The sequence below is a fragment of the Rhizobium altiplani genome (assembly GCF_001542405.1).
GTDB lineage: Bacteria > Pseudomonadota > Alphaproteobacteria > Rhizobiales > Rhizobiaceae > Rhizobium > Rhizobium altiplani.
The window spans coordinates 1-17,791 of record NZ_LNCD01000026.1 but is presented as its reverse complement, the minus strand read 5'-3'; the positions used below and the strand labels follow the sequence as shown (position 1 = coordinate 17,791).

18 protein-coding genes and 2 pseudogenes are annotated in these 17,791 nt (G+C 57.3%); 3 read left to right on the top strand and 17 right to left on the bottom strand.

All coding sequences use genetic code 11. The annotated features are described in order from the left end of the window. Positions 1-133: 133 nt before the first annotated feature. The 4 genes from AS026_RS44155 to AS026_RS39305 all read right to left on the bottom strand — a co-directional run bounded on the left by AS026_RS44155 (position 134) and on the right by AS026_RS39305 (position 1,477). Positions 134-295: a hypothetical protein gene (locus AS026_RS44155; protein ID WP_342587547.1), complete on the bottom strand. Its 162-nt coding sequence runs from the start codon at positions 293-295 to the stop codon at positions 134-136. Between the two features lie 99 nt (positions 296-394). After that, positions 395-628 (bottom strand): hypothetical protein, encoded by a 234-nt coding sequence (locus AS026_RS44150; protein ID WP_342587546.1) that lies wholly within the window; start codon positions 626-628, stop codon positions 395-397. A gap of 24 nt (positions 629-652) precedes the next feature. Continuing rightward, on the bottom strand, positions 653-1,198 hold the full coding sequence (locus tag AS026_RS04740; RefSeq protein ID WP_062368771.1) for a YidB family protein: 546 nt from the start codon (positions 1,196-1,198) through the stop codon (positions 653-655). A 57-nt stretch (positions 1,199-1,255) separates the two neighbouring features. Next, the gene (locus tag AS026_RS39305) at positions 1,256-1,477 is read right to left on the bottom strand and encodes a DUF892 family protein (protein WP_082728434.1); all 222 of its coding nucleotides are present in this window, start codon (positions 1,475-1,477) and stop codon (positions 1,256-1,258) included. Positions 1,478-1,671: 194 nt separating this feature from the next. Here AS026_RS39305 and AS026_RS04735 point away from each other — a divergent pair, with 194 nt between their 5' ends. Together AS026_RS04735 and AS026_RS04730 are read left to right on the top strand one after the other, a co-directional pair. Continuing rightward, positions 1,672-3,330 (top strand): sensor histidine kinase, encoded by a 1,659-nt coding sequence (locus AS026_RS04735; protein WP_062368770.1) that lies wholly within the window; start codon positions 1,672-1,674, stop codon positions 3,328-3,330. 26 nt (positions 3,331-3,356) lie between these two features. After that, complete coding sequence (locus tag AS026_RS04730; RefSeq protein WP_062368796.1) at positions 3,357-3,710, top strand: response regulator; 354 nt, start codon at positions 3,357-3,359, stop codon at positions 3,708-3,710. A 160-nt stretch (positions 3,711-3,870) separates the two neighbouring features. Here AS026_RS04730 and AS026_RS04725 read toward each other — a convergent pair. The 8 genes and pseudogenes from AS026_RS04725 to AS026_RS04690 all read right to left on the bottom strand — a co-directional run bounded on the left by AS026_RS04725 (position 3,871) and on the right by AS026_RS04690 (position 10,237). Next, positions 3,871-4,320: pseudogene (locus tag AS026_RS04725) on the bottom strand (DUF421 domain-containing protein). A gap of 9 nt (positions 4,321-4,329) precedes the next feature. Beyond that, positions 4,330-4,824, bottom strand: a complete 495-nt coding sequence (locus AS026_RS04720; RefSeq protein ID WP_062368769.1) for a hypothetical protein — start codon at positions 4,822-4,824, stop codon at positions 4,330-4,332. A 4-nt stretch (positions 4,825-4,828) separates the two neighbouring features. Next, a complete protein-coding gene (locus AS026_RS04715) occupies positions 4,829-5,068 on the bottom strand; it encodes a GlsB/YeaQ/YmgE family stress response membrane protein (RefSeq protein ID WP_062368768.1) in 240 nt (79 codons plus the stop codon). 166 nt (positions 5,069-5,234) lie between these two features. After that, positions 5,235-6,332 (bottom strand): ABC transporter ATP-binding protein, encoded by a 1,098-nt coding sequence (locus tag AS026_RS04710; RefSeq protein ID WP_062368767.1) that lies wholly within the window; start codon positions 6,330-6,332, stop codon positions 5,235-5,237. Then, positions 6,329-7,156 (bottom strand): ABC transporter permease, encoded by an 828-nt coding sequence (locus tag AS026_RS04705; RefSeq protein WP_062368766.1) that lies wholly within the window; start codon positions 7,154-7,156, stop codon positions 6,329-6,331. The genes AS026_RS04710 and AS026_RS04705 overlap by 4 nt, the downstream gene beginning before the upstream one ends. Further along, on the bottom strand, positions 7,153-7,998 hold the full coding sequence (locus tag AS026_RS04700) for an ABC transporter permease (protein WP_062368765.1): 846 nt from the start codon (positions 7,996-7,998) through the stop codon (positions 7,153-7,155). Before AS026_RS04700 ends, AS026_RS04705 begins: the two co-directional genes overlap by 4 nt. A 104-nt stretch (positions 7,999-8,102) precedes the next feature. Further along, the gene (locus AS026_RS04695; protein WP_062368764.1) at positions 8,103-9,233 is read right to left on the bottom strand and encodes an extracellular solute-binding protein; all 1,131 of its coding nucleotides are present in this window, start codon (positions 9,231-9,233) and stop codon (positions 8,103-8,105) included. Positions 9,234-9,322: 89 nt separating this feature from the next. Continuing rightward, positions 9,323-10,237 carry a LysR substrate-binding domain-containing protein gene (locus AS026_RS04690; RefSeq protein WP_062368763.1) on the bottom strand — a complete coding sequence of 305 codons (915 nt, stop codon included), beginning with the start codon at positions 10,235-10,237 and terminating at the stop codon, positions 9,323-9,325. Positions 10,238-10,336: 99 nt separating this feature from the next. Between AS026_RS04690 and AS026_RS04685 the strand changes: the two genes are divergently transcribed. Then, the gene (locus AS026_RS04685) at positions 10,337-11,122 is read left to right on the top strand and encodes a creatininase (RefSeq protein ID WP_062368762.1); all 786 of its coding nucleotides are present in this window, start codon (positions 10,337-10,339) and stop codon (positions 11,120-11,122) included. 60 nt (positions 11,123-11,182) lie between these two features. Here the strand turns inward: AS026_RS04685 and AS026_RS04680 are convergent, their stop codons facing one another. From AS026_RS04680 to AS026_RS04655, 5 genes and pseudogenes are all read right to left on the bottom strand, one after another. Beyond that, entirely contained in the window at positions 11,183-12,397 is a 1,215-nt protein-coding gene (locus tag AS026_RS04680; protein WP_062368761.1) for a M24 family metallopeptidase, read from the bottom strand. A gap of 277 nt (positions 12,398-12,674) precedes the next feature. Then, positions 12,675-13,724 (bottom strand): GlxA family transcriptional regulator, encoded by a 1,050-nt coding sequence (locus AS026_RS04675; protein ID WP_062368760.1) that lies wholly within the window; start codon positions 13,722-13,724, stop codon positions 12,675-12,677. A 1,329-nt stretch (positions 13,725-15,053) separates the two neighbouring features. After that, positions 15,054-15,464, bottom strand: coding sequence for a helix-turn-helix domain-containing protein (locus tag AS026_RS04665; RefSeq protein WP_082728433.1), 411 nt, complete (start codon positions 15,462-15,464; stop codon positions 15,054-15,056). Continuing rightward, positions 15,448-15,927, bottom strand: coding sequence for a hypothetical protein (locus tag AS026_RS04660; protein ID WP_062368757.1), 480 nt, complete (start codon positions 15,925-15,927; stop codon positions 15,448-15,450). Before AS026_RS04660 ends, AS026_RS04665 begins: the two co-directional genes overlap by 17 nt. A 763-nt stretch (positions 15,928-16,690) precedes the next feature. Then, a pseudogene (locus tag AS026_RS04655) lies at positions 16,691-17,791 on the bottom strand (hypothetical protein); the annotation flags it as partial.

The window sequence follows — 17,791 nt, the reverse complement described above, 5'->3', positions numbered from 1 at the left end:
TCTGGGCCTTCGTCATCAAGTTCGTCACTGAGGTGAGATCGAATGTAGAAATAGTAGCGCATTTCAAACCTCGGTTTCTTCAGGAGCCTGGAGTATGAGTTCCTTCGGGAGGCACGAGCTTCGATTTCTGCAGCTACCTTGTCGCGCCCCAGAGATCCGCGAGGGCAGCAACGATACCGACCGCTGTAAGCGGACGCTCACGGATCTTGGCCTCGACGTCGCTCCAGATGCCGCGAGCTTCTGACTTCGCCAGATGGACGCTGCCTTCCGCGATCTCCGAGATGGAAGCCCCCACCTGTCCAGCGTCGCGCCTGAGAGCGTCTAGTCCCTCACGCCTCGCCTCGTGTTCGGAGCCGTTCGATTTCTCGCTTGTTGCGGCGAGCGCAAACTCGACCTAAGGGTAGTCATTATCGTCTACAGCAAGAGATTTATCATCGGCGACCCGTGCCGCTTCGTCGGTATCCGTTCGGCCCGCCGGGATCGAGGTCGTCGTCGCCGACACCGGATCCGAGGCCGGGAAGGTGTTTTCGAGACCCTTGTCGAGGTCGCCTTTCCGCGCGGTTTTGCGCTGCCTGGCCTGCTCCTTGAGCATCGATTGGACAGCTGGTGACTTCTTTGGGTCTGGCATGACACCTTCTCCTTATGACTTTGGCTAAGCCTGCGTCTTGCCGCTGGTGGTCGCCGCGCTCGCTGAGGCAAGGAACTCGCCCCCGGCGTCCGGCACCCTGCCGTTCGGCGTGAGGTCGTCGACCGCGGTGGGAAGATCGCGGCTCAGACGGTCCAAAATTTCTTGCGGCGATAATCCGGTCTTCGCCGCGAGTTCTTTAATGACATCAGGACCGAGAGCTTCCGACAGCTGATCGTTATCGATGGGAACGTTCGGACCCGGCTGCACCCAACTATGGGCTTTGTCCTCGTGACCGTTTTGCTGGAACGTCTTCAACAGGTCGCCAAGGCCACCGCTTAAAATTCCGCCGGTCGTCAGGCCTCCAAGTAAATCTCCGAGGCCACCTGGGCCTGAGAAAATCGCGCCTTGCCCTCCGGCTGTTTTCGGCGATCCCGGCTGACCAGCACTGGCGTTGCCGTCGGTTGTCTGCGGATTCTGGATGCCACGCAAAAACTCGCCGATCTTGTCGCGGTTCTGGTATCCAGCGACAACGAGAGCGCTTAGAAGCGCCTTTAATGGTCCACTCATCATAGTTCTTTTTCCTTCAAAAGAAGGACGCAAAGCCACCCGGATCCGCGCCCCGTTGCATTAGACCCGCTTCGCAGCCTTTGCTTCGCCTTTCGCGTTTGCCTGAGCTTCGGCAAGCTGCGTAAGCTTCTCATCGGTTGCCATCTCTTCTTCGATGTTGGCCTGTAGCAGCGGAACCGCGTCCTCGAGGGCAAGCTGGCCAGCCCACGAGATCTGTGTTCCGCAGCGCGCGATCTCGTAGTGCTCGAGTGTGGATGTGGGCGACGGTTGAGACGGGTTCAGTCATTAGGTTTCCTCTTTTGAGATCACGGACTCGTGAGTGCGGGGACAACGTCAAATTTCACGAGATGTTCCAGACTGTTGCAGTCGGACTCGCATTTGATCCGGAACGCCGTGGGTACCTATCCAGCGCGCGTATCTGAGGCGGTAGTCAGCCCAAAAATCGCGTGCTATCCATACCGAAAAAAGGGGGTCCCATGAGGCTGAAACTCGTGGGGGTCGCGGTTGCGGCTCTCGCACCTGTGGTGGCTATGTCGGGCTACAATGAATATGCGATGCGCCAGGAGCGCGCCGAGGAGGTGCGCGCGCAAGCGGCTCAGGCGGCTAAACAGGCGTCTTCAGAGGTCGAACGTATCATCGAGGGACTTCGCTCGCTTCTGACCGCCGTCACAGCAATGCCTGCAGTTCGACAGCTCGATGTTCCCCTCTGTAACGACGCGCTCAAAACGCTCGGCGGCAGCGTTCCGAACATTCGGACGCTTTTCGTTCTGAAACCTGATGGAAGTCCCGTCTGCGGAAGCGCCGAGTTTCCGGCGGGAGTGACTTTCGGGGACCGGGACTACTTCAAGGACGCGCTTGCGACGAAGGATTTCGTCGTTGGGCGGTATACCAAAAGCCGTTTCTCCGGCAGCCCTGTCCTTCCTCTTGCTATGCCCATCATCGATGGAGGCAAAACCATCGCGGTTGTCGTGAGTGGCGTCAGGCTCGACTGGCTGCAAACCCGCATCGCCGAGCGCGGCGTAGCTCCCGGAAACGCTGTCACTATAGCCGACGGCGACGGTACCATTCTTGCCCGAGTGCCCTTGCCGGAGAAGTTCGTCGGTACCGTCATCCCAGACGCGTATCAGAGCTTGGTACACGCCAACGCTCCCGGCGTTGTGCAGCTGACGAGTCAGGACGGAACCGAACGGATCCTTGGCTATCGTCCAATCGCGCTCCCCGGAAGCCCACTTTATGTGAGCGCTGGCTTCTCCACGAACGAAGCCTTCGCACCGATAAACCGGGCGTCCATCGCCAACCTAGTTGGCATCGGAGCCGGGGCGATTGTGTCGCTCATCCTTGCCATGTTCATTGGTGGCCACTTCCTGCTGGGACCAATTTCGCGCATCGCCGAAGTGATGCAGAACTGGCGGGATGGAAAGACGAAGGCCCGCACTCTGATGAAGCCGACAGACGAGCTTCATGCGGTCGGCGCCTCACTCGATAATCTCCTGGACGAACTAGAGACGCGGCGCCTTCATGCCGAAAAGGCGGAGGAGGAGCGCTCACTCCTAGTAAGGGAACTTGCGCACCGGGTGAAGAACGGCTTCGCGCTTGTGCAGGCCATCGCGCATCAATCCTTTAAAAAGTCAGACGCCGAGAAGTATGGAAGCTTCTCCCAGAGGTTGACCGCGCTCGCTGGAACCTACGATCTTATTTTGTCAGGCGAGGGAAGGGCAACGTCAATCATGGGCGTGTTAGAGACATCGCTGCGCGCGCACGCCACCGATGAGAGACGAATTGCCCTGGAAGGGCCGGATGTCGTTCTTCCCACAGATCTCGCACTTCCTCTATCGCTCGTTACGCACGAGCTGGCAACAAACGCTACAAAATACGGCGCGCTTTCGAGTGACGAAGGAAAGGTCGAGGTTGAGTGGATGGTCGATGCGGGGCGCGTCGCAATTCGCTGGGCGGAAACGAACGGTCCCCAAGTGGCCGTCCCGGCAAGGAAGGGCTTCGGAACGGTCCTGATCGAGCGCGCCTTTCCCAGCAAGGCTCGAGCCGTCCACGCTTTCCACTTCGAACCGAGTGGCTTGGTGTTTGAATTGACATTTCTTTTGGAGGAACCGATCGATCGCGTAGAAGTTTGCGCCTGATGACGGGTACACGTTTTGTTACTACTATGACTGTTAAGGTCCTGATTGTTGACGATGAACCACTGGTTCGCATGCTGGCCGTCGACGTTGTCGAAGAAGCCGGGTTCGAAGCTGTCGAAGCGCGCGATGCCGACGAGGCCATCCGACTCTTGGAGGTTGTAGATGGCATCCGCATCCTGCTGACCGATGTTGATATGCCCGGCAGCATGGACGGCCTCAGGCTCGCTGCCGCCGTGCGCGAGCGCTGGCCGCCAATCCGGATCGTCGTGGTTTCAGGAAAGAAGCGGCCTGCGGAAGAGGCTCTCCCTGACGGCATCTTCTTCGCGAAGCCCTACGACGTCGACAAGATGACAGAGCAGCTCCAGAAGTTGGCGGCGTAATTGTCGATGTTACGAGATCTATCCTCATGAACAAACTTCGGGAATCTCTGGAAGGGTTTCGGTCCGCGGATGATATCACAGCGATGCTTATAGAAACGGTCGTCGGAAAGCTCGCCACGTCTGTGAAGTTGCCAGCGAGGGCGTTCTCCACTGTGTGCTCTTAGGGGTCTTTCTTCGGAACGATGCTAATGTTCCCGCTGACTTCGAGGATCGCGAACTTGATGTCAGTAACGCGCTCGACTCCTTCCTGTGATCGGGCCGCCTCCATCACGTCCTCCTTGTCGAGTCAGCAACCGCGCATCGCGCGCTCGTCGGATCGGCCATCGATCACCAAAACGGTGGGGACGCCGTCGATAACATGCCCGGCTTTGCTCCACCATCGCTTCACGTACGAGAGCGCGATGTCGGTCGTGAACACGGTCAGGATTAGAAGTACGGCGTTGGCGATCGAGAAGTCGTCGCCTAGCATCGCCTGCTGTGTCGTCTCGGAGATCACGAGGACGATCACGAGGTCGAAGGGTGTCATCTGCGCAAGCATACGCCGCCCGGATAGCCTGATGATGATGAGCAGGATGAAGTAGATTGCGAGACCTCTGACGACGGCATCCATGCGTGAATCCTAGGGGAAGACGAAAGTTGTGCGTTCGGCGACCTCGCCGTCGATGCCGAATGCCGCGGTGCGCAGTCCCGGCATCTGTGTCTGCAGACGAAATGTGACCCGTGTCGGCTTCGAGGGATCGCTAGAAAAGACGTAGCCCGTGAGACCGTCTTTCACCAGAGTAGCCTTCTTCGGCGGATCGGTGCCTTCTACTGAAAAGGCTTCGAAGAAGCGCCCGTCCACGAAGAACACCCGATCTTCGGCAGATGGCGAGAATGTCACCACGAGGTCGTCCGGCGCGTTCCAACGTGTGAGTGCAGGGAAATCGAGTACGCCCAGCTCCGACGTAACCAATGTCCTCGACAGGTAGCCACCTCGGCCAAGGGCACCGAACAGGCATCCTATCAGGATCAGAGCGAAGAGAACCGACGCGACCCGCTGGGCTACCCAGAATTTCCGCTGGAAGGCGCCACAATCTTCGACGCCCTCAGGCAGGTCTGTTTTCCCAGAAGGCATAGACTCACCGCCGGAACAAGCGCCCGATAGCGATCAGGATGCAGGCGCCGATGAAGCCAGCAATCAGATAGCCAAGCCAGCCTCCGAGTACGACGCCGAACAGGGACAGGATTGCGTTGGCGACAATCGCACCGACGATGCCGAGAATGATGTTCATGAGGACGCCCATGTTGGACTTCATGAACTGCTCGGCGAGCCCCAACCAAGCAGTTATGAGCTGCTTGTTCGGTTCGGACGAGGTGATTTGCCGCCGCGACGCTTACCCGGTCGTAAGGGGCGTCGATGAACTGAATGCAAAGGCGCAAGTTGTCCTGCGTGCCGGCTCCACCGTCGTGTCCTCAGCGCCCCGATCGGCCGATGATGTCGCGGGCGTGCTCAGAAGCTAACAACGGGCGATGGGATGATGATGCTCATGTCTCGCCGGGAAGGATATGTGATGCCTCTGGACGCCATGACACCCAGATCCGCCCGCCAGGCTCGAGCTTGAGGCGATCCAATTCCTCGTGGCTCTTTTGTGCCTTGATTTCGATATGACCAGAAGCTTCCAGATGAACCACGGCGGTGGCGCCGACGAATTCCTCGCCGACGACGGAAGCCTCGAGACAGTTCCACTCACCGGAAGGCCGCTCCGGGGTCAGCTGAATACAGTCGCTAGAGATCGCAAACGTCGCCTTGTCTCCGGCAGACAATTGCCGGGCAGGGGTATCGGCAACACGAAATTCGCCAACAGGCGTCGCGATCGTCATGGCGCCTGCAGCGGCAGCAGTCACCTTGCCGGGGAAGATGTTGGACGAACCGAGAAACTCTGCCACGAAGCGCGTGCGAGGTGTCCGGTAAATCTCTTGCGGCGTGCCTGTCTGTTCGATCTTGCCGCGGCTCATGATCACGACACGGTCGGCCATGGAGAAGGCTTCCGACTGGCTGTGGGTGACATAGACGAAGGTGATCCCAAGCTCACGCTGCAGGTTGGCGAGCACTGTTTGCATCCGGACCTTGAGGTGGGCGTCAAGCGCCGAGAGCGGCTCGTCGAGCAGCAGGATCTCTGGTTCGGTGACCAGCGAGCGGGCAAGCGCCACGCGCTGGCGCTGGCCGCCGGAAAGGTGGGCGACATTCCGGTCGGCGAACTCCGAGATCTGCATTCGCTCCAGCCACTTCTCGACGCGTTCTCGGCGCTCTTCTTTCGCGACGGCGCGCATCCGCAGGCTGAATTCGATGTTTTCCCGGACCGTGAGGAACGGAAAGAGCGCCAGGCTCTGCCAGACCATCGGCGTGTCGCGTTGCCATGTCGGCAGCTCGTTGATGCGTTTGCCGGCAAGCCGGATTTCGCCATCGCTCGGTGTTTCCAGACCCGCGAGCATGCGCAGCGTCGTCGTCTTGCCACAACCCGAGGAGCCCATGATGGCCAGAAACTCCCCCTTGTTGATCTCGAGGTGGATTGGGCTGACGGCGGTAAAATTGCCGTAGCGTTTCGTAACTCCGTCGAAAGCGACCAGGGGCTGCTCTGTCATGACTGCCGGGCTCCATTGTTGATCGAGGATGGTGGGTTGCCTCGCTTCATGAGAAGGGCCTGAGCGACGATCACCAATGTGATTGAGGCAAGGAAGACGAAGGTGCCGATGACGTTGATGCGCGGGCTGACTTGTCCCTGCAAAAAGCCGAGCACTTTCACCGGCAGGGTCTCGTTGAGACCGGACACGAACCATGATACCGCAAACTCGTCAAAGGACACGGCCATGGTGATCATGAGAGAGGCAAAGATTGCCGGCTTGCAGAACGGGATGATCACATTGCCCATTGCCTGCCATTCCGACGCACCGAGGTTCCATGCGGCTGCTTCCAGCGACGGGTCCATCTGCGAAAGCCGCAAGCGGGTGATTGCCATCGCAAACGGTGCACACATGACCACGTGCGCAATGATGACCGAATGAATGGCCCCTGAGAGCTCGACGCTTGAAAGAAAGGCCAGCATCGCAAGTCCAAGGATAACGACCGGAATCGTCGGGGGCAGCAGCGCCAGGGCGACATAGATCGTCTTGCCAAAGAACCGGTAGCGGAAATCAGTATAGGCTGCACCGAAGCCGAGGAGCGTCGAAGCACATGAGACGGCGATGCCGACGATAAGGGTATTGCGCAAGCCTTCAAAGACGAGCGGGTCGGCAGCCACTGCCTTGTACCAGACGGTCGAGAATCCTCCGAGCGGAAGCGAGGGAAACCGGTCGACATTGAAGGAAAAGACAAAGCTTGCGGCGATAGGCGCGAAAATGAAAGCGAGGGCGAGCACGATATAGGCCTGCAGGGCCAGGTCGATTGCCAGGTTGCGATTGTGATTCATTGCCCGCGCTCCCGATAGGCAAAACGAACGGCGGCAAAGGCAACAGCGAGAAGGGTCGCGATCATGACAAGCGCGATGACTGCTGCACGCGGCCATTGTTGACCGGATTTCGTGGTGTCCGTGATCAGGATGGACAGTGTTGGCGGATCGCCGCCACCGAGATAGAGGGGGCTTACAAAGTCGCCAAACGTAAGGATGAAGCAGAACAGCGCTGCAATGACCAGGCCCACCTTGGCAGCCGGAATGACGACTTGGACAACAGTGCGCAAGCGGCCGCAGCGAAGGTTATGCGCCGCCTCGATCAACGTCCTGTCGACGAAGACCAGGCTGAACAGTTGCAGCAGAATGACCAGCGGCAAGCTGAGCGTGAGATACCCGACGAGCTGGCCAAACACGGAATTGAGCATTCCGAATGGTCCGATACCTACCTTGGCAAACAGGGCATTGAAGATGCCGTTGTCAGACAGGAATATCTGCCAGGAATAGATCCGCACGAGGTAGCTGGTGAAGAATGGCAGCACCATCAAGAAGACGATGCAGCGCCGCGCATGTTCCGACAGCTTGAACGCGACGGCATAGGCACAGGGAAAGGCAATTGCGCTGGTGATCGCTGCCGCTGTTGCGGCAAGACCGAGGGTCCTGAGATAGGCCTCCCAGAAGACACCGCGGCTAAGGACATAGGTCCAGTTGGTGAAGACGAAGGCTGGCTCCATGCGAAAGTTGCGCACGGTCCAGAAGCTGAGCGCCATGAGGAAGATTAGCGGCGCCAGGAAGAAGGTCAGTTGCCAGACAAGGAGCGGCACCGAAAAGGTGAGCCCGTAAAGCGTGATCGATTTCCGCATTCTTAGGGTTCCCGAACGAGACGAAACCGCCGGCCGCTTCGTGGCGTGGTCTGGCTCGGCAACAGGCGTAATGCTTGTTGCCAAGGCCGCGGCGACGGAAGGTCTCATGCGCCCTTGTAGTCTGACCAGAAGTCGTTCCAGTCTTCCAGGCCTTGCTGTATCGGAAGCTGGCGATAGTGGATGCGGCCGGAGCGGATGAGGTCCATCACATTGCTTTCGTTAAGGAGCATGCCTTGGCGCTTGGCTTCCTCGGGCGTTTCCTTTGCGAGCAGTTCCCACCCCTTTTGGTTGGGGATGAGCGCCGGGTAGGCTGCCATGTTTGCAGACTTCACCTGGCCCTTTGCCGAGGTGATGTACTGGATCCACTTCTTTGCTATATCCGCCTTTGACGATCCCCTTCCGATCGAGAAGGATTCGGTCCATTGAAGTCCACCTTCGGCGGGGATGACGCTGCGGACCTTTGCGCCATTCTTCTCGAGCGTACCGGTGATCCAGTCGCCGATACCGGCCATTGCCAGCATCTGGCCGTTTTGCAGCGAAGAGAACGTACCGCCGTAGTCGAAGAAACCGCCAATCTGCGGTCGCAGCGTTGTGGTTTTCTCTCTCAGTTTCTCGAAAGCTGTCGCATCAATGTCGAAGGGTGCAGCGTTGCCATTGAGCAGGCTGATTTCGCCGAGGTTCGGCAGATGCCAGTCAAAATGACCGACCTTGCCCTTCAGCTTTTCGTTCCAGAAGACGTTGTAGGTCATCGCCTCCTTCTCGGTGATGGCCTCGGTATTGTAGGCGACACCGAGGAAGCCAAATCGCGTGAAGACCGAATAGAGCGTTCCGTCCTGCCAGTGGCCGGCAAATTTCTGGAACTCCGGGAAGTAGTCGTCGAAGGGATAGTCCTTCGGGTCGAGCGCCTCGATATAGCCGGCGGCATTGAGCTGCTGGACATATTCCGCGTCGGACAGGATGATGTCGAAAGTGCCGGGTGGTGACTGGGCAATCAGGCCCAGCATGTTGTCGCCGCCGGTGTAATATTTCGGCTTGAACTTGACATTATGCTCGGCTTCGAAGTCCGCGACCACGTCAGGCTCGGCATGACCGTACCAGGCGAGCATGGTGATTTCTGTCGGTGCGGCGAAGGCGCGGCGGCTCAGCAACGGGGTGGCAAGCATGGCGCCCCCCAGAGCACCTGTGGTCTTGAGAAACTGACGCCGGGTCGATCTTGCAGAACTGGTGTTGGTCATTGCATTCCCCTTTGCTGTTGTTGGCAAAAGGCTATGCAGCGCCGATGCATTTGGAAAATTAATTAAAATAATTTCCGCATTTGGAATGCTTATTGGCGGTCAAGCTCGACATGACGCCGTGTCGGGTCGCCGGAGACGCCGGCTTCGTCAAGCCGGGCGATCACATGATTGACCAGCCGAATACCGGCATCCGACAGGCGCGGATGCTTGTAAAATAATCCGACCCGGATCTCGGCAAGAGGCGGGAAACCGTCCTCCTGCGTCAGGGCGCGCATGCCGGGCAGCATCGTGTAGCGTGTGAGTGCGCTGACACCGAGCCCATTGACAACAGCATTCTGGAGGCCGGCAATACCGGGGCCGGTATAGGCAATTCGCCAGCGCACCCTGGCGGCATCGAGTGCCTGGATCATGCGGGCGCGATAGGCACAACCCTCCGGATGGGCGGCGAGCGGTATACCCTTAACCGTGTCCAGGCTTCCGTTTTCGGCGGCAGCCCATATCGGGCGCTCGATCCACGACCGCGATAGATATTGTGTGTGTTCGCTGTTGGCCATGGCAACGACGATATCAAGATCGTCGGCATTCAACCGTTCGAGGATTTCCGCGCTCCAGCCACAATGCAGCTCGAGGGAAATTTCGGGGTGCTGGGAGGTATATTCGGTAATGACGCCTTGCAGGAATGCAACGGCATAATCGTTCGGCAGACCCACGCGCAACACGCCAGCTATTTTCGACCGATTGAAATAGGAAGCAGCTTCGTCATTCAGGCGCAGGATCTCGCGGGCGTAGCTTAGCAGCATCTCGCCCTCCGAGGTCAGCACAAGCGCGCGACCGACCTGCTTCAATAGCGAAGCTCCAACCAACTCTTCCAGGCGGCGCATCTGCAAGGAGATTGCTGGCTGCGTGCGGCCCAACGCATCACCGGCCTTGGTGTAGGCACCAAGATCAACCACCGAGACAAATGTCCGCAACAGGTCTGTCTGGAAGTTCGTGATACTGCCCATCGGATTTGCATTCCTTATGTAGCGATGACGATTATAAATTTCCCATATCAAGGGACGAGGATCAAATCAAAGCTTCCGACCCATGTGAGGAACTTTGCCATGTCTCAACAGACCGTATTTGCCGCAGAACTTTCCTGGCCCGATTATGATGCCCGTGTGCGGGACGGATCGGTGCCAATCCTGATCCCTATCGGCTCCATGGAACAGCATGGCCATCATATGCCGATGAACGTCGATGTACTCCTGCCGGTCGAATTCGCCCGCCGCGTAGCAGGCATGACCGGAGCCCTTGTGGCTCCGCCTTTCACCTACGGCTACAAGTCGCACCAGAAGTCCGGCGGCGGCAATCACCTTCCCGGCACGACGAGCCTTGATGGCGCTACGCTGGTGGCTGCCCTGCGGGACGTCATCAAGGAATTTGCGCGTCATGGCGTACGGTCCATATGCCTGGTCAACGGCCATTTCGAGAATTCCTGGTTCATCATTGAGGGCATCGATCTTGCCCTGCGCGAATTGAGATGGGGTGGAGTCGAGACCATGAAAATCGTGGTTCTTTCCTACTGGGACTTCGTCGACAAGGCGACGATTGCGTGTCTTTACCCGAATGGCTTTGCGGGCTGGGATCTGGAACATGGCGGCGTACTTGAGACTTCGCTCATGCTTGCGCTTTATCCGCAGCAGGTTGCGCTCGAGCGGGCGATCGACCATGCGCCGGCAAGTTTTCCACCCTATGATGTCTATCCCGCCAAGCCCGAGTGGACACCTGTGTGCGGCACGCTTTCCTCCCCGAAGGAAGCGACCGCCGAGAAGGGTGAGATACTGCTGCAGGTCTGCGTCGAAGGCATTGCGAAGGCGCTGCAAGCCGAGTTTGCCTCAGCATCCTGACAGAAACGAGAAAAGTGGCGGGTTATCCCGCCACTTCAATTCAATAGTGTGCGACAGGCATCAGTTGCGGATGATGTTGTGCTCGGGACCGAACGGAAAACCGGTGATGTTCTCCGCCCCATCTTCCTTGATGATCAGAATGTCATGCTCACGATAGCCGCCAGCACCTGGCTTGCCTGCTGGCAGCATGACCATCGGTTCCATGGATACGACCATGCCCGGTTCCAAAACCGTTTCGATATCCTCGCGAAGTTCGACACCGGCCTCGCGACCGTAATAATGGGATAGCACACCGAAGGAATGGCCGTATCCGAAGGAGCGGTATTTCAGCAGGTCCCATTCGCGGTACATGTCATTGAGTTCTAGCGCGATATCCCTGCAGCGCGCGCCCGGCTTTATGAGCTCGAGGCCGCGGCGGTGAACGGCAACATTCTTCTCCCAGATATCGAGGCTCGTGTCATCGACGTGGTCGCAAAAGAGGGTGCGTTCGAGTGCCGTGTAATAGCCGAAGATCATCGGAAACGTATTCAGTGACAGGATGTCGCCCGACTGGACCTTGCGGTTCGTGACCGGATTGTGGGCGCCGTCCGTGTTGATCCCTGACTGGAACCAGGTCCAGGTATCCATCAGTTCGACAAAGGGAAACGACTTGGCGATCTCGCGGACCATTGCGTTTGTCGTGGCGATTGCAACTTCGTGTTCGGGTACGCCCGCGCTGACGGCGGCGACACAGGCCGCGCCACCAACATCACAGATCCTTGCGCCCTCCCGGATGAGTTTCTGCTCTTCCAGCGACTTGATCGAACGCATCCACATCGAGGGCTGGGCGATATCGACGAACTCGACACCGGGAAGTGCCTCTTCCAACTGTCGTCGGTATTCGAGGTTGACGTGGTCGAATTCGATGCCGATGCGCCTGGCACCCCGCGTCAGTTGCCGTGCGGCGCGGTAGAAGTTGTCCCGCCGCCAGTCCGTATAGGTAATGTTGTCGCCATAGCTTCGACGCCAGGGCTGGCCGCCATCGATGCCGGCTGAAATCGTTGTCGCATTCTCGTGGTCGATGACCATGCCGTACTTGCGGCCGAAGTAGCAGTAAAGCCAACCGGAGTAATAATTGATGCAATGGTAGGAGGTGAGGAGCGCGGCATCGACGTCGTTCTTCGCCATCCAGTCGCGCAGGCCCTTCTGGCGCCGGGCCATTTCCTCGTCGGAAAATGGCGAGAACTCCTTCGCGCCATTGTGCCATTTCATCACGTGAAGCATGTCGTCGGTCATCGGAAATTCCTCCTGATTGGATGAGCAGTCCGAACTTATCGACGCGAATGACATTACAGAAATTTATTCACCTGATACAGGAATAACCGATGCTTATCGAAAGTGACCGCAACGGCCGTCGCGCGTATTGCCCCTGCGGCAGAAGGGTGATGGAGAGCATCGTGAGGGATACCGGGGCGAACGACGACAGAGGGCTGGTTGCTTCGTCAGCACGGATCATGTCGGCATCCTGGTCGCCCTCCGGCCCACGTCACCCTTCAGCTCGTAGGCTGCAGGATCACACTGATGGAACGGTTTCTCCGTCGATCCGCAGAGCTGTCGGGCTCCTCCCATGGATCTTCCTGAACGCGCGGGAGAAATGCGATGCGTTGTCGAAACCGACATCAATCGCAATGTCCACTATTCGCCGATCTGTATTGATGAGAAGGTAGTGTGCGCGTCTGAGGCGCAGCTCGCTATATGCACGGGCAGGGGACATCCCCAATATGGTCCGGAACAAGCGTTCGAGCTGCCGGCGAGAGACGCTTACGCTGGCGGCGAGCTGTTCGATTGTTTTCGGAGCAACGAGGTTCTGCTCCATCGTCAGCAGGACGGCGTTGACGCGGTTATCGATGGTGCCGTCGCCAGTAAGCTGACGGATCGGCAGACGAGCCTGGGCGTCCGTAAAATGTCTCGCGTGATTTATCTGAAGCACGTCGAGTGCGTTCTGCGCCGCGGCAGGGCCAATCCGCGATCGCACCAGGAACGCAGCCAGATCCGCTGCACTGCTTCCGCCGGCGCACGAGCCCCTTCTTCCGTCAAAATTGAAGAGCCGATCGGCGCGAACGCGAAGATGCGGGAAGCGGTCGCGGAATTCATCGACATGCAACCAGCTGACGCAGTTATGATGCGCGCCCATGAGGCCAGCCTCTGCGAGCATGAATGTTCCGGTGCATAGTCCAATCAGGGGGACACGTGCCTTTGCCGCCTGCTTGAGATAGGCAAGAGCCTCCGCGTCGCAGGACTGATCGGTTCCGAGCAGCCCACCGACGACGACAATGACGTCAAAGCGTTCAGGTGCGACAAGATCCGATGTCGGCGCAACGCTCACTCCGCAGCTCGATCGAATGAGATGCCGGGTATTGGCAAGAACCTCCCAATCGGCGCGCAGTCGGCGCGACCTGTCCAATTCATCGCCCGCCAATCTCAATGTATCCACGAACAAGGAGAACGCGGAGAGCGTAAACGACCGTGCCAGGATAAAACCGACTTTGAACTTCGACTGTGTTTGTCCTGCTGCCCGGCTTGGAAAGGTGCCAGGCTCGGGTCTATCGTGGCCTCGCCACATCAGCTGCTCCCGTTTTGCCTTGTTCCCGAGGGAGATTTGCGATGGCTGCACCGATTGGCCGAATGCTCGCAATGCCCTCTCGATAAGGGTATGCGGGAGCCTCCCGCCACGCAAATAAGTACGCGTCATGGCCATATGAGGTTTGCTTATGGTGACCGAGGGCGGGAGATGCCTCTCGTTCGACGATCTTCGGTAAGCGCCGCACCAGGAGCAGCGTTACGATCCGGTGGTCACCGTCCGACCGCTCGAGCAAGACGTCGATACCACCCCGCCAACGGTGGTGATCGGGGCACATGTCACCTGGGACATTGACGATGTTCTTTGGCGAGTGACCGGGTGATCCATCCTGTGTGCCTCCTCATCGACGGGCCAGTCCCTGGGACCAGGTATGTGAGAACGACGAAAACCACCAACCGCCACGCGCTCTCGCCCAGAGCGGCCATCCTCGCGTGGTCCAGAACAGCTCATCGCAACAAACAATAGTAAAGTTGCGCTGATCTGGGCGGCTTCTTTTGTCATGTGAGTCCCATCGAAAACCGTGCACGGGGCCGTCGCAACCACGAGTCGGGAGTATGTTGACATCGGCCCCTCGATGCCCTCCTCGGGTTCGGAAGGGCTCGGGATAGAACACAATGCAGCGCGGGTTACACTGCCCTTCACGGCAGGGTGAGGATAGCACGTAGGTAATTAGATACCACAAAAATGCCGATCGTCGGGCAGAAGCGCCGTTCAATCGAGGATAACCCGGGTTTGCCGGCGGTTCTGGCGGGGTTGTTTCGGCCCCTGAAAGTTTCATACCCGGAAACTAAAACAAGACTACCCACGCCGTTCCCTTGCATGCCGGTCCCGAGTCCGATGAATCCCCCCGGCGACCCGCCCCGGCGATCAAGGCAATGAAATTAGCAGACGGTGCGTCCAGATGTTCTGTTGGTTCACACCCAACGGACTGATGAGTTTCAGCGAAGTGGGGGGGCGACGTTCAAAGCCCCGATCTTCTCTAACGGTCCACCATCGATCGAGATAAATGCGACAATATCTCCCGAGGCGGGCACAGGCACGTCGAAAGGTCCCATAGAGAACGTTAATGGGAGCCACGGAGCCGTTATATCCACTTCTCCGCCATGATGAACATCGTTGTCGGACGATCCTGGACCACGAAGGAAGAAATCGACGTTGTGCTTTCCGCCGGGCAGATCGGCCATTTGAAGCCATACCACTATGCGTATAAGCGCGGGGAACCCGCCGGTGAACGCCAACCCATTTGGATAGACGCCGACAAGTATGTGCTTTCCGCTCGCCTCGACCCGCACATCATCGCAAAAGACTACATTACCTCGCATACTTCAAAACCGCTGTTTGCACGGCGGCCGCTTCCTGCTTTGCTGCCGGCGCCTCAGTTGTTGTCGAGGAAATAAATGTATTTCCCTTCATCCCGCTAAAGGCAGCGAAATCAACGATCTCTGCGCCTTTTTTTAAGTTCGACATCTTGACGTTGATTTCGACCTCACCGCCGAGAGCCCAAGCAATGTCAGAAAGTGTTTTCAACGTAATGTTTCGAAAGCCACTCAGGCATTTTGTTAGAGTTGCTTTGTCCGTCCCAAGAACCTCGGCAACATCCGCCTGCGTCATGCCATCATGCGCCTTCCTGACGTTTAACGCCTTGCGCAATTCTCGCGCGGTTCGACTTATCAATGTGGTACTAGCCGCTTCGCGAGGGTCTATTTTAAGTCGAAAAGACATGTTTCTTCTTCGCTCCCACTACGTATTTTGGCGGATCGAGGTCGATCCCTTCTCTCGCTCTTTCAACCTCGCCTCTATAGCCAGAGGCTAGGTCGTAGGTGTGAACACGCTCCATAGAATCCGCACGAACTACGACAAAAATGCCAGCACGTACAAACCATCCATAGAATCGAGTGTCCGGACTCTTTAACTCGTAGACGTCGTTCTCAATCGGCCGCATGAGCCGGTATTCTTCACCTTCTTCTAATTCATGACCGGTCAAAAACGTTTCAAAGAGTGACCAAACTTGATTAATCGGAGCGATGTCCTCTTCGTGGAAAGCTTTCAATGTTGGAAGCACATCCTGAAACCACTGTCGAACTTCCGGGAAAATGTAGATCTTCCTCTTTTCCAGCGTGGCATCATCAAGGACATCGATCTTGATTAAGACCTCATCTTCTACAAGTTTCTCTATGGTTGCCATATATGTCAACACATCCGAATTAACAAGTTGTTGCTTGCACGTGGCTGGTGCGTCAAAATCGCCCTACGGATTCAAGCTATGCGAGCATTTGTCAAGTTGCTGAACGCCATCGTTTCGTCACCATCCGTTCTTTTCAGTACTTGCTATCCTTGCGCGCGCCGGCGTCATTCTAGCATTACGAGCATTCGATGTAAGCGAAAGTTCAATACGCGAAACAATCTCCGAATGACCCTATGGAACACGGGTCTGCGGTTTCATTTCGCGGTCATTCGGCGACGTCGCCACGCGGCGATCATCAAATTTCGACGCGATTTGCCTTGTTTAAATCAATTTGCACGATGGCCCATGCGCAGGACGCTTGCGCGACCTTCGTCAGACCAAGCCGGGCGCCCGGCGCTCACCCGCTTATATTGAAGAACCCGCGTGATGAGGTTGATAACGGGAAGACCGTTGCGCGACCTTCGCAGATAATGTCGTCTATCCTCCCCCCGAGCAACCAATGACCAAGACGCGTTCGGCCTTGGCCAAAACGCCTGCCGCGTCAGAGATAGAAACATATCGAGGCATCTACATCTCAACTCGTCGGAGATGCCGAAAGGTAGCGCGTCCGACCTGCTCTTTGAAGTTGCAAAGTGCATCACGACAGGTTTGCACACGAACTTGGGGAACGTAGACCCATTGCAACGGAAACACTATCGCACTGGGATGACATTGGGGCGAGCGATAGGGCCGATCGTAGTCGATCATCTGGGCGGCGCAATGACTACTGTCGAAGGACCGTCGGCAGCTGTTTCGTTTTGCCGACATACACCTCTGAATGACCGGGCCTTCCCTCGGGCAGTTTCATTCCTTCGGGAAACTGGAAAGTAACCGAGTGGCCACCTGCGAGACCAGCAGGATAGTGTGCAAAAGCCCGCATCGCCACATATGTTTCCCGGCCCCGTTCAACGAGAGACCCGTTCTGCAAGAGCTGCAGCAATCCCGCTTGTTGCGGAAGGATCCGGTACGGCTCGGCGATGCGAGTGGCGATAACGTCTTTGGCATCGATATTCACGACGCCACCAGGGCTGAAACTCCTAAGATTGGCAAGAGTTTGCTTGAATTGCATGATGCCGTCTTGTGACGGAAGTCCATCGAGGCTGAAGTCAGGCTTTTTCGCAGACCGACCGTCCTCGACTTCATCGGTGACCGCTCGGAAATCAGAAGGAAGGGCCATACTGAACGAAGTATAGCGTGAAATCATGCCATCGATATCGTGACCGATCAAAGACGTTAGCGCCTGTAGAAATTGGCGCGTTGTTGCGCTTCCGCTCTTGCCTTCAAAGCGACGACTGCATTCTCGATCCGAGACGAGCGTGACGACATCCTTGGGGACGCCCGTGACGCCAACCCCAGTCCATCCTGTACCATAGAAGGTTGTTACTCGCTCGACGTGCCCGGTCAAACGCCAGATCATTGGGGTAAAGGACGATACTGCCAAATAGATCGGCTCAGAACCAGCCGCGATCTCGATGGTTGCGATTTCGGTTACTTCATCCTGGCCAACAATGGAGACGTTCGAAAGAGTGCCTCCTTCATAGGCAGTGATCAGGTACACTTTCTGTCGTGCTGTAGCTTTCGGCAACCGACACTGCCGCTCCAAGCTATCTGCACGGGTGATCATCTCGCTCCGCGCTTGAAGTTCGCGTTTTTCTGTTGGGGATAGGAGACCGTCACCGTCTTTGTCGAAATAGGCGAAAGCTGCTGTTGCGAGTTCCTGAAGCTCGTCGGCTGTTAACTTCCCATCTTTATTGGGATCTAATTCCAGATACTTCTCAAGTTGAATAGACGAGCGGTCGCCTGAGAGATCATCACTCTGGTTCTG

Bases quoted from the DNA above. Each gene is read 5' to 3' on its own strand.
- AS026_RS44150 (WP_342587546.1), bottom strand. From the start codon at position 628: ATGCCAGACCCAAAGAAGTCACCAGCTGTCCAATCGATGCTCAAGGAG.
- AS026_RS04740 (WP_062368771.1), bottom strand. From the start codon at position 1,198: ATGATGAGTGGACCATTAAAGGCGCTTCTAAGCGCTCTCGTTGTCGCT.
- AS026_RS04735 (WP_062368770.1), top strand. From the start codon at position 1,672: ATGAGGCTGAAACTCGTGGGGGTCGCGGTTGCGGCTCTCGCACCTGTG.
- AS026_RS04730 (WP_062368796.1), top strand. From the start codon at position 3,357: ATGACTGTTAAGGTCCTGATTGTTGACGATGAACCACTGGTTCGCATG.
- AS026_RS04720 (WP_062368769.1), bottom strand. From the start codon at position 4,824: ATGCCTTCTGGGAAAACAGACCTGCCTGAGGGCGTCGAAGATTGTGGC.
- AS026_RS04710 (WP_062368767.1), bottom strand. From the start codon at position 6,332: ATGACAGAGCAGCCCCTGGTCGCTTTCGACGGAGTTACGAAACGCTAC.
- AS026_RS04705 (WP_062368766.1), bottom strand. From the start codon at position 7,156: ATGAATCACAATCGCAACCTGGCAATCGACCTGGCCCTGCAGGCCTAT.
- AS026_RS04700 (WP_062368765.1), bottom strand. From the start codon at position 7,998: ATGCGGAAATCGATCACGCTTTACGGGCTCACCTTTTCGGTGCCGCTC.
- AS026_RS04695 (WP_062368764.1), bottom strand. From the start codon at position 9,233: ATGACCAACACCAGTTCTGCAAGATCGACCCGGCGTCAGTTTCTCAAG.
- AS026_RS04690 (WP_062368763.1), bottom strand. From the start codon at position 10,237: ATGGGCAGTATCACGAACTTCCAGACAGACCTGTTGCGGACATTTGTC.
- AS026_RS04685 (WP_062368762.1), top strand. From the start codon at position 10,337: ATGTCTCAACAGACCGTATTTGCCGCAGAACTTTCCTGGCCCGATTAT.
- AS026_RS04680 (WP_062368761.1), bottom strand. From the start codon at position 12,397: ATGACCGACGACATGCTTCACGTGATGAAATGGCACAATGGCGCGAAG.
- AS026_RS04675 (WP_062368760.1), bottom strand. From the start codon at position 13,724: ATGTGGCGAGGCCACGATAGACCCGAGCCTGGCACCTTTCCAAGCCGG.
- AS026_RS04665 (WP_082728433.1), bottom strand. From the start codon at position 15,464: ATGTCTTTTCGACTTAAAATAGACCCTCGCGAAGCGGCTAGTACCACA.
- AS026_RS04660 (WP_062368757.1), bottom strand. From the start codon at position 15,927: ATGGCAACCATAGAGAAACTTGTAGAAGATGAGGTCTTAATCAAGATC.